The sequence below is a fragment of the Ramlibacter humi genome (assembly GCF_004681975.1).
Classification (GTDB): Bacteria; Pseudomonadota; Gammaproteobacteria; order Burkholderiales; family Burkholderiaceae_C; genus Ramlibacter; species Ramlibacter humi.
The window spans coordinates 1-13726 of record NZ_SMLK01000002.1; the positions used below are offsets into that span (position 1 = coordinate 1).

General features: G+C 65.8%; 11 protein-coding genes and 1 tRNA gene. All 12 read left to right on the top strand.

Annotated features, from left to right (window positions below; all coding sequences use genetic code 11):
• Positions 1-74 (top strand): EF-Tu C-terminal domain-related protein (locus EZ216_RS07530; RefSeq protein ID WP_500690378.1); only part of this gene is annotated, 74 nt, incomplete at its 5' end.
• A gap of 16 nt (positions 75-90) precedes the next feature.
• Positions 91-166 (top strand) — tRNA-Trp (locus EZ216_RS07535).
• A 112-nt stretch (positions 167-278) separates the two neighbouring features.
• Positions 279-662, top strand: a complete 384-nt coding sequence (gene secE / locus EZ216_RS07540; RefSeq protein WP_135249144.1) for a preprotein translocase subunit SecE — start codon at positions 279-281, stop codon at positions 660-662.
• Positions 663-1259 (top strand): transcription termination/antitermination protein NusG, encoded by a 597-nt coding sequence (gene nusG, locus EZ216_RS07545; protein WP_135249145.1) that lies wholly within the window; start codon positions 663-665, stop codon positions 1257-1259. It begins immediately after the preceding gene.
• 117 nt (positions 1260-1376) lie between these two features.
• The gene (gene rplK / locus EZ216_RS07550) at positions 1377-1808 is read left to right on the top strand and encodes a 50S ribosomal protein L11 (protein WP_135249146.1); all 432 of its coding nucleotides are present in this window, start codon (positions 1377-1379) and stop codon (positions 1806-1808) included.
• Positions 1809-2513 (top strand): 50S ribosomal protein L1, encoded by a 705-nt coding sequence (gene rplA, locus EZ216_RS07555; protein WP_135249147.1) that lies wholly within the window; start codon positions 1809-1811, stop codon positions 2511-2513.
• 255 nt (positions 2514-2768) lie between these two features.
• Positions 2769-3269, top strand: coding sequence for a 50S ribosomal protein L10 (gene rplJ / locus EZ216_RS07560; RefSeq protein WP_135249148.1), 501 nt, complete (start codon positions 2769-2771; stop codon positions 3267-3269).
• A 43-nt stretch (positions 3270-3312) separates the two neighbouring features.
• Positions 3313-3693, top strand: a complete 381-nt coding sequence (gene rplL, locus EZ216_RS07565; protein ID WP_135249149.1) for a 50S ribosomal protein L7/L12 — start codon at positions 3313-3315, stop codon at positions 3691-3693.
• A 296-nt stretch (positions 3694-3989) separates the two neighbouring features.
• Positions 3990-8102 carry a DNA-directed RNA polymerase subunit beta gene (gene rpoB, locus EZ216_RS07570; protein ID WP_135249150.1) on the top strand — a complete coding sequence of 1371 codons (4113 nt, stop codon included), beginning with the start codon at positions 3990-3992 and terminating at the stop codon, positions 8100-8102.
• 21 nt (positions 8103-8123) lie between these two features.
• Positions 8124-12347: a DNA-directed RNA polymerase subunit beta' gene (gene rpoC, locus EZ216_RS07575; RefSeq protein WP_135249151.1), complete on the top strand. Its 4224-nt coding sequence runs from the start codon at positions 8124-8126 to the stop codon at positions 12345-12347.
• Positions 12348-12421: 74 nt separating this feature from the next.
• Positions 12422-12997, top strand: coding sequence for a LemA family protein (locus tag EZ216_RS07580; RefSeq protein ID WP_135249152.1), 576 nt, complete (start codon positions 12422-12424; stop codon positions 12995-12997).
• Positions 12998-13062: 65 nt separating this feature from the next.
• Positions 13063-13719, top strand: a complete 657-nt coding sequence (locus EZ216_RS07585; RefSeq protein ID WP_239024308.1) for a peroxiredoxin — start codon at positions 13063-13065, stop codon at positions 13717-13719.
• Positions 13720-13726: the final 7 nt, after the last annotated feature.

Here is a 13726-nt window from a genome sequence, read left to right on the forward strand (position 1 = left end):
AAGGCCTGCGCTTCGCCATCCGCGAAGGCGGCAAGACCGTGGGCGCCGGCGTCGTCGCCAAGATCATGGAATAAGGCCGAAAGGCCGCGGAGGGGTATAGCTCAATTGGCAGAGCGTCGGTCTCCAAAACCGAAGGTTGGGGGTTCGATTCCCTCTGCCCCTGCCACCTGAAAGGTGGCGAGCGGCCCGCAAGGGCCCCCGGAAAACCAAGCCCGTCCGCGTGACGGGCTTCACCGTCTGTAGAAGGCGGTGGATTTGAAGCAGGAAACCAGCCTTTCATGGCCACTTCGCAAGTTGAAACCGTTTCCACGGGCGCCGACAAGGCCAAGCTCGGGGCGGCGATCGCCCTGGTGATCGCGGCCATCGCGGGCTTCTACCTGCTCGGCCGCCAGGGCCAGGCGGTCCAGTGGGGCGTGCTGGTGGTGGGTCTCGTCGCCGCGGTCGCCGTCTTCATGACGGCGGAACAGGGCAAGGCCCTCGTGGCGTTCGGCCGCGACTCCTGGAAGGAAGTGCGCAAGGTCGTCTGGCCCACGCGCAAGGAAGCGATCCAGATGACGGCCTACGTGTTCGGCTTCGTCGTCATCATGGCCCTGTTCCTCTGGCTGACCGACAAGTCCCTGGAGTGGCTGTTCTACGACCTGATCCTGGGCTGGAAGCATTAAATGAGCGACACCGACACCACCCCCGAAGGCGCCGAGCAGGCCGCCCCCGCCAAGCCGGTCAACCCCGACCTGCGCTGGTACGTGGTGCATGCCTATTCCGGCATGGAGAAGGCCGTCGAGCGCAACATCCGCGAGCGCATCAACCGCGCCGGCATGCAGGACATGTTCGGCGAGATCCTGGTGCCCACCGAGGAAGTCGTCGAGATCAAGAACGGCCAGAAGCGCACGTCCGAGCGCCGCTTCTACCCCGGCTACGTGCTGGTGCAGATGGTGATGAACGACGACACCTGGCACCTGGTCAAGCACACCAACAAGGTCACCGGCTTCGTCGGCGGCGCCAAGAACCGCCCCGCCCCCATCTCGGAAGAAGAGGTCGGCAAGATCCTCGGCCAGATGGAAGAAGGCGTGGAAAAGCCGCGCCACAAGGTCGAATTCGTGGTGGGCGAGTACGTGCGCGTCAAGGACGGCCCGTTCACCGACTTCAACGGCACGGTCGAGGAAGTCAACTACGAGAAGAACAAGGTACGGGTGTCCGTCACCATCTTCGGCCGCGCGACGCCGGTCGAACTCGAATTCAGCCAGGTCGAGAAGACCTGACCGGTCTCACGATCCGCGTTTCACGGCTCGCGCGGGTTTCAAGGAAGCAAGAGCTGCAACCCCGGGGAGCCGAGGCCTGAGTGCCGAGGCGTTATCACCCGCAAGGAGTAAGAAACCATGGCGAAGAAAATCGTCGGTTTTGTCAAGCTGCAAGTGCCGGCTGGCAAGGCCAACCCGTCGCCCCCGATCGGCCCCGCGCTGGGCCAGCGCGGCCTGAACATCATGGAGTTCTGCAAGGCGTTCAACGCGCAGACCCAGGGTGTGGAGCCGGGCCTGCCGCTGCCGGTGGTGATCACCGCCTACGCGGACAAGAGCTTCACGTTTATCATCAAGACCCCCCCGGCCACGACGCTGATCAAGAAGGCGATCAAGCTGGACAAGGGCTCCAAGACCCCGCACACCGACAAGGTCGGCAAGATCACCCGCGCCCAGCTCGAGGAGATCGCCAAGACCAAGCTGAAGGACATGAACGCCGCCAGCATCGACGCGGCGATCAAGACCCTGGCGGGCTCGGCCCGTTCCATGGGCGTCACGGTGGAGGGCGTGTAAATGGCCAAGCTGACCAAGAAGCAGAAGTCCCTCGAAGGCAAGGTCGACAGCAACAAGCTGTACGCCATCGGCGACGCCATTGCCATCGTCAAGGAAGCCGCTACCGCCAAGTTCGATGAGTCCATCGACGTGGCCGTGCAGCTGGGCATCGACGCCAAGAAGTCCGACCAGGTCGTTCGCGGCGCCGTCGTGCTGCCCAACGGCACCGGCAAGACCAAGCGCGTGGCCGTGTTCGCCCAGGGCGCCAAGGCCGAAGAAGCCAAGGCCGCCGGCGCCGACGTGGTCGGCATGGACGACCTGGCTGCCCGCGTGAAGGCCGGTGACATGCCGTTCGACGTGGTGATCGCCGCCCCCGACGCGATGCGCGTGGTGGGTACGCTGGGCCAGATCCTGGGTCCGCGCGGCCTGATGCCGAACCCGAAGGTCGGCACCGTGACCCCGGACGTCGCCACGGCGGTGAAGAACGCCAAGGCCGGCCAGGTGCAGTTCCGCGTCGACAAGGCCGGCATCGTGCACGGCACCATCGGCCGCCGTTCGTTCGACGCCGACAAGCTGCAGGGCAACCTGGCGGCGCTGATCGACGCGCTGAACAAGGCCAAGCCGGCGTCCAGCAAGGGCATCTACCTGAAGAAGGTGGCCGTGTCCTCGACCATGGGCGTGGGCGTCCGCGTGGACACCCAGTCGCTGGCGGCGCAGCAGGCGTAAGGAATTCCGGCCGGCCCCGAAAGGGGCGGGCCGGTGCGGTGGGCTGCCGGGCTCGCAAGGATCCGGCAGGCCATCGAAGACCGTTGGCGCGGGGCGACCCGCTTAATCGCAAGGCCCCCGGGCTTCGCGGCCAACGCAGATGGCGATCCCGCCGAGAGAAAGTTCGAAAGAGTTTCCTCGAGGTTTGGTCGCTGCATGAAGGGCGTGCCGTCCGCGCCCGCGAGGGCGAGGCGGCGCATTTGATAGGAGTAGACCTTGAGTCTGAATCGCAGTGAGAAGCAAGCGGTCATCGAAGAGGTGACCGGCCTCGCCGCTAAAGCTCAAACGCTGGTGATGGCGGAATACCGCGGCATCACGGTCGCCGACATGACGAAGCTGCGCAACGAAGCGCGCAAGCAGGGCGTCAGCCTGAGTGTTCTGAAGAACACCCTGGCCCGCCGTGCTGTCGCTGGCAGCGCCTTCGAAGTCGTCGGTGAGCAGATGACCGGCCCGCTGATCTACGGCTTCTCCGTGGACGCCGTGGCCGCCGCGAAAGTGGTGGCCGATTTCGCGAAGACCAACGACAAGCTGGTCATTCGCGGCGGTGCCTACGGTGGCAAGGCCCTGGACGCCAACGCGGTGAAGCAGCTGGCCAGCATTCCCACCAAGGAAGTGCTGCTGGCCCAGCTGTGCGGGCTGCTGAAGTCGCCGATCTCCCGCACCGCCGTGGTGCTGGGCGCGCTGGCGAAGAAGAAGGAAGAGGCGGCGGCTGCCTGAGCGGCAGCGGCCCACGTGTACCAACTTATCGAGGAATAGAGAAATGGCATTCGACAAAGACGCATTCCTGACCGCGCTGGACTCCATGTCGGTCATGGAACTGAACGACCTGGTCAAGGCGATCGAAGAGAAGTTCGGCGTGTCCGCCGCCGCGATGGCCGCTCCGGCCGCCGGTGGTGGCGGTGGCGGCGCCGCTGCCGCCGCGGAAGAGAAGACCGAATTCACGGTCCAGCTGGTGGAAGCCGGCGCGCAGAAGGTGGGCGTCATCAAGGCCGTGCGTGAAATCACGGGCCTGGGCCTGAAGGAAGCCAAGGACCTGGTCGACGGCGCTCCGAAGCCCGTCAAGGAAGGCATGAACAAGGCCGACGCCGAAGCTGCCAAGAAGAAGCTGGAAGAAGCCGGCGCCAAGGTCGAACTCAAGTAATTCGCCCCTGGACCGGAGGCTGGAGGCGCCCGAAAGGGCCTCCAGCCTTTGGTGCTTCTAGGACGGTGCCCTGAACGCACCTGAAAAGGCTGGGACAATCTCCGGTTCCCCAGCTTTTTCAAGTGTCTTCTGACCCCGACTGCAGAAGATGCCTTGGTTCGGGCCGCGTGCAACGCGCGGCCGTCCGCCATGGTTGGTAGTGGCCAACCCGCCAAGCAACGCCCCATCTCCCGCGAGGAGTCCCGCGAGGAATGAGGCGCGACAGTTGCGAAAGTGCTCATTCGCCCGGAGATCGCATGGCCTACTCTTACACCGAACGCAAGCGCATCCGCAAAAGCTTCGGCAAGCGCGACAGCGTGCTCGAAGTGCCGTACCTGCTGCAGATGCAGAAGGACGCCTACACCGCCTTCCTGCAGGCGGATCTCGCTCCCCAGAAACGCACCGTCGAGGGCCTGCAGGCCGCGTTCGACGCCGCCTTCCCCATCGTCTCGCACAACGGCTTTGTCGAGATGAAGTTCATCGAATACAACCTGGCCAAGCCGGCGTTCGACGTGCGCGAATGCCAGACGCGCGGCCTGACCTTCGCGTCGGCCGTGCGCGCCAAGGTGCAGCTGATCATCTACGACCGCGAGTCGTCCACGCCGCAGAGCAAGGTGGTCAAGGAAGTGAAGGAGCAGGAGGTCTACATGGGCGAGGTGCCCCTGATGACCGACAAGGGCTCGTTCATCATCAACGGCACCGAGCGCGTCATCGTCTCGCAGCTGCACCGCTCGCCGGGCGTGTTCTTCGAGCACGACAAGGGCAAGACCCACAGCTCGGGCAAGCTGCTGTTCAGCGCCCGCATCATCCCCTACCGCGGCAGCTGGCTGGACTTCGAGTTCGACCCGAAGGACATCCTGTACTTCCGCGTCGACCGCCGCCGCAAGATGCCGGTGACGATCCTGCTGAAGGCCATCGGCCTGACCCCCGAATCCATCCTGGCGAACTTCTTCGTCAACGACAACTTCCGCCTGATGGACAGCGGCGCGCAGATGGAGTTCGTGCCCGAGCGCCTGCGCGGCGAAGTGGCCCGCTTCGACATCACCGACAAGTCCGGCAAGGTCGTGGTGGCCAAGGACAAGCGCGTCACCGCCCGCCATACCCGTGAGCTGGAGCAGACCGGCACCACGCACATCAGCGTGCCCGAGGATTACCTCATCGGCCGCGTCGTGGCTCGCGCCGTCGTCGACCAGGACACCGGCGAGATCATTGCCAAGGCCAACGACGAGCTGACCGAAGCGCTGCTGAAGAAGCTGCGCACCGCCGGCGTGCAGGACCTGCAGGTCATCTACACCAACGAACTCGACCAGGGCCCGTACATCAGCCAGACCCTGCGCATCGACGAAACGGTGGACGAGTTCGCCGCCCGCGTCGCCATCTACCGCATGATGCGCCCCGGCGAGCCGCCGACCGAAGACGCGGTGCAGGCCCTGTTCCAGCGCCTGTTCTACAACCCGGACACGTACGACCTGTCGCGCGTGGGCCGCATGAAGTTCAACGCCAAGGTCGGCCGCGAAGAGAGCACCGGCCCGATGGTGCTGACCAACGAGGACATCCTCGCCGTCGTCAAGATCCTGGTGGACCTGCGCAACGGCCGCGGCGAAGTGGACGACATCGACCACCTGGGCAACCGCCGCGTGCGCTGCGTCGGCGAACTGGCCGAGAACCAGTACCGCACCGGTCTCGCCCGCATCGAGAAGGCCGTGAAGGAACGCCTCGGCCAGGCCGAGCAAGAGCCGCTGATGCCGCACGACCTGATCAACTCCAAGCCGATCTCCGCGGCGCTCAAGGAGTTCTTCGGCGCGTCGCAGCTGTCGCAGTTCATGGACCAGACCAACCCGCTGTCCGAGATCACGCACAAGCGCCGCGTGTCCGCCCTCGGCCCGGGCGGCCTGACGCGCGAGCGCGCCGGTTTCGAAGTGCGCGACGTGCACGTCACGCACTACGGCCGCGTGTGCCCGATCGAGACGCCGGAAGGCCCGAACATCGGCCTGATCAACTCGCTGGCCCTGTACGCCCGCCTGAACGAGTACGGCTTCATCGAGACGCCGTACCGCCGCGTGCGCGACGGCAAGGTCACGATGGAGATCGACTACCTGTCGGCCATCGAGGAAGGCAAGTACGTCATCGCCCAGGCCAACGCGGTGCTGGACGACCAGGGCCGCCTCACCGGCGAGCTGGTCTCCGCGCGTGAACGCGGCGAATCCATCCTGGTCGGCGCCGACCGCATCCAGTACATGGACGTGTCGCCGGCGCAGATCGTGTCGGTGGCCGCCTCGCTGGTGCCCTTCCTGGAGCACGACGACGCGAACCGCGCGCTGATGGGCGCCAACATGCAGCGCCAGGCGGTGCCGGTGCTGCGTCCCGAGAAGGCTTTCGTCGGCACGGGCATCGAGCGCGTGTCGGCGGTGGACTCCGGCACGGTGGTCACGGCCAACCGCGGCGGCGTGGTCGACTACGTCGACGCCACCCGCATCGTGGTGCGCGTCAACGACGACGAAGCCCAGGCGGGCGAAGTCGGCGTGGACATCTACAACCTGATCAAGTACCAGCGTTCCAACCAGAACACCAACATCCACCAGCGCCCCATCGTCAAGCGCGGCGACAAGATCGCCAAGGGCGACGTGGTGGCCGACGGCGCTTCCACCGACCTCGGTGAGCTCGCGCTCGGCCAGAACATGCTGGTGGCGTTCATGCCCTGGAACGGCTACAACTTCGAGGACTCGATCCTGATCAGCGAGCGCGTCGTCGCCGACGACCGCTACACCTCGATCCACATCGAGGAACTGGTCGTGATGGCCCGCGACACCAAGCTGGGCGCCGAGGAAATCACCCGCGACATCCCGAACCTGTCCGAGCAGCAACTCAACCGCCTGGACGAGAGCGGCATCATCTACGTGGGTGCCGAAGTCATGCCCGGCGACACGCTGGTGGGCAAGGTCACCCCTAAAGGGGAAACCACGCTGACGCCGGAAGAGAAGCTGCTGCGCGCCATCTTCGGCGAGAAGGCTTCGGACGTGAAGGACACGTCGCTGCGCGTCGACCAGGGCTCGCAAGGCACGGTCATCGACGTGCAGGTGTTCACCCGCGAAGGCATCCAGCGCGACAAGCGCGCCCAGCAGATCATCGACGACGAACTCAAGCGCTTCCGCCTGGACCTGAACGACCAGCTGCGCATCGTCGAGGCCGACGCTTTCGATCGCATCGAGAAGCTGCTGAACGGCAAGGTCGCCAACGGCGGCCCGCAGAAGCTGGCCAAGGGCACCAAGATCGACAAGGCCTACCTCCAGTCGATCGAGAAGTACCACTGGTTCGACATCCGCCCGGCGGAAGACGACGTGGCCGCGCAGCTGGAGTCCATCAAGAACTCCATCGAGCAGCAGCGCCACAACTTCGATCTCGCGTTCGAAGAGAAGCGCAAGAAGCTGACGCAGGGCGACGAGCTGCCCGCGGGCGTGCTGAAGATGGTCAAGGTGTACCTGGCCGTCAAGCGCCGCCTGCAGCCCGGCGACAAGATGGCCGGCCGCCACGGCAACAAGGGCGTGGTGTCCAAGATCGTCCCGGTCGAGGACATGCCCTACATGGCCGACGGCACGCCGTGCGACATCGTGCTCAACCCGCTGGGCGTGCCTTCGCGCATGAACGTGGGCCAGGTGCTGGAAGTGCACCTGGGCTGGGCCGCCAAGGGCATCGGCCAGCGCATCGGCGACATGCTGCAGCAGGAAGCCAAGACGGCCGAGGTGCGCAAGTTCCTCGACGAGCTGTACAACAAGTCGGGCCGCAAGGAAGACCTGCCGTCGATGACCGACGAGCAAGTCACCGAGATGGCCGGCGAGCTGGCCAAGGGCGTGCCCTTCGCCACGCCGGTGTTCGACGGTGCCTCCGAAGGCGAGATTCGCAACATGCTGCAGCTGGCGTTCCCCGAGGACATCGCCAAGCGCAAGGGCCTGACGGCCACGCGCACGCAGGCGTACCTGTACGACGGCCGCACCGGCGACCAGTTCGAGCGCGCGGTCACCGTCGGCTACATGCACGTGCTGAAGCTGCACCACCTGGTGGACGACAAGATGCACGCCCGCTCCACGGGCCCCTACAGCCTGGTCACCCAGCAGCCGCTGGGCGGCAAGGCGCAGTTCGGCGGCCAGCGCTTCGGCGAGATGGAAGTGTGGGCGCTGGAAGCCTACGGCGCTTCCTACACGCTGCAGGAGATGCTGACCGTGAAGTCCGACGACGTGCAGGGCCGCACCAAGGTGTACGAGTCCATCGTCAAGGGCGAGCACGCCATCGACGCCGGCATGCCGGAGTCGTTCAACGTCCTGGTCAAGGAGATCCGCTCCCTGGGCCTGGACATGGAACTCGAGCGTTCTTAATCCAGGGAAAGGTCAAGACACATGAAATCCCTACTCGACCTGTTCAAGCAGTTCACTCCGGACGAGCACTTCGATGCCATCAAGATCGGCATGGCCTCGCCGGAGAAGATCCGCTCGTGGTCCTTCGGTGAAGTCAAGAAGCCGGAGACCATCAACTACCGCACCTTCAAGCCGGAGCGCGATGGCCTGTTCTGCGCCAAGATCTTCGGCCCGATCAAGGACTACGAGTGCCTGTGCGGCAAGTACAAGCGCCTGAAGCACCGCGGCGTGATCTGCGAGAAGTGCGGCGTCGAAGTCACCCAGACCAAGGTGCGCCGCGAGCGCATGGGCCACATCGACCTGGCCGCGCCCTGCGCGCACATCTGGTTCCTGAAGTCCCTGCCTTCGCGCCTGGGCCTGGTGCTGGACATGACGCTGCGCGACATCGAGCGCGTGCTGTACTTCGAAGCCTACGTGGTCACCGACCCCGGCATGACCCCGCTGAAGAAGTTCGGCATCATGTCCGAGGACGACTACGACGCCAAGCGCAAGGAATACGGCGATGAGTACGTCGCCAAGATGGGCGCCGAAGGCATCAAGGACCTGCTGATGGGCATCGATCTCGACATCGAGATCGAGAAGCTGCGCGGCGACCTGACCGGCTCGGAAGTGAAGGTCAAGAAGAACGCCAAGCGCCTGAAGGTGCTGGAAGCGTTCAAGAAGTCGGGCATCAAGCCCGAGTGGATGGTCATGGACGTGCTGCCCGTGCTGCCGCCGGACCTGCGTCCGCTGGTGCCGCTGGACGGCGGCCGCTTCGCGACGTCCGACCTGAACGACCTGTACCGCCGCGTCATCAACCGCAACTCGCGCCTGCGCCGCCTGCTGGAGCTGAAGGCTCCGGAAATCATCGCGCGTAACGAGAAGCGCATGCTGCAGGAAGCCGTGGACAGCCTGCTGGACAACGGCCGCCGCGGCAAGGCGATGACGGGCGCGAACAAGCGCGCCCTGAAGTCGCTGGCCGACATGATCAAGGGCAAGAGCGGCCGCTTCCGCCAGAACCTGCTGGGCAAGCGCGTCGACTACTCGGGCCGTTCGGTCATCACCGTGGGCCCGACCCTCAAGCTGCACCAGTGCGGCCTGCCCAAGCTGATGGCGCTGGAACTGTTCAAGCCGTTCATCTTCTCGCGCCTGGAAGCCATGGGCATCGCCACCACCATCAAGGCGGCGAAGAAGGAAGTGGAAGCCGGCACGCCCGTGGTGTGGGACATCCTTGAGGAAGTCATCAAGGAACACCCGGTGATGCTGAACCGCGCGCCGACGCTGCACCGCCTGGGCATCCAGGCCTTCGAGCCGATCCTGATCGAAGGCAAGGCGATCCAGCTGCACCCGCTGGTCTGCGCGGCGTTCAACGCCGACTTCGACGGCGACCAGATGGCCGTGCACGTGCCGCTGTCGGTGGAAGCGCAGATGGAAGCCCGCACGCTGATGCTGGCGTCCAACAACGTGCTGTTCCCCGCCAACGGCGAGCCGTCCATCGTGCCGTCCCAGGACGTGGTGCTGGGCCTGTACTACACGACCCGCGAGCGCATCAACGCCAAGGGCGAAGGCATGATCTTCGCCGACGTCGGCGAAGTGGTGCGCGCCCTGGACGCCGGTGAAGTCGAGTTGACCGCGAAGATCAGCGTCCGCCTGACCGAGTGGACCAAGGACAAGGCCAACGGCGAGTTCGCGCCGTCCACCAGCCTGGTGCAGACCACCGTGGGCCGCGCGCTGCTGTCGGAAATCCTGCCCAAGGGCCTGCCGTTCTCCAACATCAACAAGGCGCTCAAGAAGAAGGAGATCAGCAAGCTGATCAACGTGTCCTTCCGCAAGTGCGGCCTGAAGGAGACCGTGGTCTTCGCCGACAAGCTGCTGCAGAACGGTTTCCGCCTCGCGACCAAGGCCGGCATCTCGATCGCCATCGACGACATGCTGGTGCCGCCGCAGAAGGCCGAGATCATCGGCCGCGCCGAGAAGGAAGTGAAGGAGATCGAGCAGCAGTACGTCTCGGGCCTGGTCACCGCCGGCGAGCGCTACAACAAGGTGGTGGACATCTGGGGCAAGGCCGGCGACGAAGTGTCCAAGGTCATGATGGCCCAGCTGGCCAAGCAGAAGACCACCGACCGCAACGGCAAGGAAGTGGAGCAGGAGTCGTTCAACTCCATCTACATGATGGCCGACTCCGGCGCCCGCGGTTCCGCCGCCCAGATCCGCCAGCTGGCGGGCATGCGCGGCCTGATGGCCAAGCCGGACGGCTCGATCATCGAGACGCCGATCACGGCCAACTTCCGCGAAGGCCTGAACGTGCTGCAGTACTTCATCTCCACCCACGGCGCCCGCAAGGGCCTCGCGGACACGGCGCTGAAGACCGCGAACTCGGGCTACCTCACGCGCCGCCTGGTGGACGTGACGCAGGACCTGGTCGTGACCGAGGAAGACTGCCAGACCTCCGAAGGCTCGCTGATGCGCGCCATCGTCGAGGGCGGTGAAGTCATCGAGTCCCTGCGCGACCGTATCCTGGGCCGCACCGCCGCGGAAGACGTGCTGCACCCCGAGTCGCGCGCGGTCGTCGTGCCGGCCGGCAGCATGCTGGACGAGGACACGATCGAGGAGCTGGAAGGCGCCGGCGTCGACGAGGTGAAGGTGCGCACCGCGCTGACCTGCGCCACGCGCTTCGGCCTGTGCGCCAAGTGCTACGGCCGCGACCTCGGCCGCGGCGGCCTGGTGAACGTCGGCGAAGCGGTCGGCGTCATCGCCGCCCAGTCGATCGGCGAGCCCGGCACGCAGCTGACGATGCGCACGTTCCACATCGGCGGCGCCGCGTCCCGCGCGGCCATCGCTTCGAGCGTGGAAGCCAAGTCCAACGGCATCATCGGCTTCAACAGCACGATGCGCTACGTGACCAACGGCAAGGGCGAGCTGGTGGTGATCGCGCGTTCCGGCGAGATCGTCATCCACGACGAGCACGGCCGCGAGCGCGAGCGCCACAAGGTGCCGTACGGCGCCACGCTGACGGTGAAGGCCGACCAGCAGGTCAAGGCCGGCGCCGTGCTGGCCAACTGGGACCCGCTGACCCGCCCGATCATCACGGAATTCGCCGGCAAGACGAAGTTCGAGAACGTCGAGGAAGGCCTCACGGTCGCCAAGCAGGTGGACGAAGTCACCGGCCTGTCGACGCTGGTCGTGATCGACCCGAAGCGCCGCGGCTCCGCCAAGGTGGTTCGCCCGCAGGTGAAGCTGATCGACGCCAACGGCGGCGAGGTGAAGATCCCCGGCACCGACCACTCGGTGACCATCGGCTTCCAGGTCGGCGCGCTCATCCAGGTGCGCGACGCCCAGGACGTGTCGCCCGGCGAAGTGCTGGCGCGCATCCCGATCGAAGGCCAGAAGACCCGCGACATCACGGGTGGCCTGCCCCGGGTGGCCGAGCTGTTCGAAGCCCGCTCGCCCAAGGACAAGGGCGTGCTGGCCGAAGTCACCGGCACCGTTTCGTTCGGCAAGGAGACCAAGGGCAAGATTCGCCTGCAGATCACCGATCCGGACGGCAAGGTCTGGGAAGATCTGGTGCCCAAGGAGAAGAACATCCTGGTGCACGAAGGCCAGGTGGTGAACAAGGGCGAAACCGTGGTCGACGGCCCGGCCGATCCGCAGGACATCCTGCGCCTGCTGGGCAGCGAGGAACTCGCGCGCTACATCGTCGACGAAGTGCAGGACGTGTACCGTCTGCAGGGCGTGAAGATCAACGACAAGCACATCGAGGTGATCGTTCGCCAGATGCTGCGCCGCGTCGTGGTCGAGAACCCGGGCGAGTCCGGCTACATCGGCGGAGAGCAGGTGGAGCGCTCCGAGATGCTCGACACCAACGACAGGCTGCGCGGCGAGAACAAGATCCCGTCGACCTACAGCAACCTGCTGCTGGGCATCACCAAGGCGTCGCTGTCGACCGACTCGTTCATCTCCGCGGCTTCCTTCCAGGAAACCACGCGTGTGCTGACCGAAGCGGCGATCATGGGCAAGCGCGACGAGCTGCGCGGCCTGAAGGAAAACGTCATCGTCGGCCGCCTGATCCCCGCGGGCACCGGCATGGCGTACCACCAGGCGCGCAAGGCGAAGGACGCGATGGACGAGGCCGAGCGCCGCGCCATCGCCGATTCCGAAGCCGCGGAACTGGCCGGCGTCACCGCCGAAGCCACCGCCCCGGAGACCACCGAAGGCGCCGGCGAGTAAGCAGCCTGCTTCGGTAAACTGAAGCGCCCCATCCGTTCGCGGGTGGGGCGCTTTTCTTTTTTTCTCATTTGCTCATGACTTCGTCGCTGGTCTGGTGGATCGCCGCGGCCGTCGCCCTGTTCTGGGCGATCGGCGCGTACAACCGCCTCGTGCGCCTGCGCGGCGACGCCAACGCCATGTTCGCGGCGCTCGACGAGGAGCTGACGCGGCAGGTGCGCCTGGTCGCGCAATTGCTGCCCGAAGGCCAGGAGCATCCCGCCTCGATGTTCGACGGGCAGGAAGGCTCGTTCTGGAGCGGCCTGGAAGGCGCGGCCACGCAGCTGGAGGCAGCGCTCGCTTCCGCGCGCGGCCGCCCGCTGGAACCCGAGCGCATCGCCGCGCTGGCTTCGGCGCAGTCGGTGCTGGCCAGCGCCTGGGAGCGTGCCGAGCGCGACGACGCGCACGACCTGGCGGGCCCGCGCCTGCCCGACACGCTCACGTCCACCCGCGCGCACATGACGGCGCAGTGCATCGCGGCCGCGGGCCGTTTCACCCAGGCGGTCGAGCGCTACAACGAGGCGATCGCGCAATTTCCCGCCGTGCTGCTGGCCTGGCTGTTCGGCTTCAAGCCGGGCCGTGGACTGGCGCCGATGAAAGGCCCTGCCGTTTGACAGCCTGCTGCACGGGTCGCATCATGGCCGCCCCTCAAGCTGCGAACACAGGAAGGAGAGCCGTCATGCTTCGGATCAACGACACCGCCCCCAACTTCACGGCCAACACCACGCACGGCAAGATCGACTTCCACCAGTGGATCGGCGACAGCTGGGCCGTCCTGTTCTCGCACCCGAAGGACTTCACGCCGGTCTGCACCACCGAGCTGGGCTACATGGCGCGCATCGAACCCGAGTTCACCAAGCGCGGCGCCAAGCTCATCGCGCTGTCGGTCGACCCGGTGGACAGCCACCAGCGCTGGCTGGGCGACATCGAGGAAACGCAGGGCGCGAAGGTGAACTACCCCATCATCGCGGACAGCGACCTGAACGTCTCGAAGCTGTACAACATGCTGCCCGCGGAAGAAACCGGCAGCGACGGCCGCACCGCCGCCACCAACCAGACCGTGCGCTCGGTCTTCATCGTCGGTCCCGACAAGAAGATCAAGCTGATGCTCACCTACCCGATGACCACCGGCCGCAACTTCGACGAGATCCTGCGCGTGCTGGACTCCATGCAGCTCACCGCCAAGCACAAGGTCGCCACGCCGGCCAACTGGAAGCAGGGCGAAGACGTCATCATCGCCGGCTCGGTGTCCGACGAAGACGCCAAGAAGCTGTTCCCGCAGGGCTGGAAGTCGCCCAAGCCCTACCTGCGCGTGACCAAGCAGCCGGGCACCTGAAGCCGCG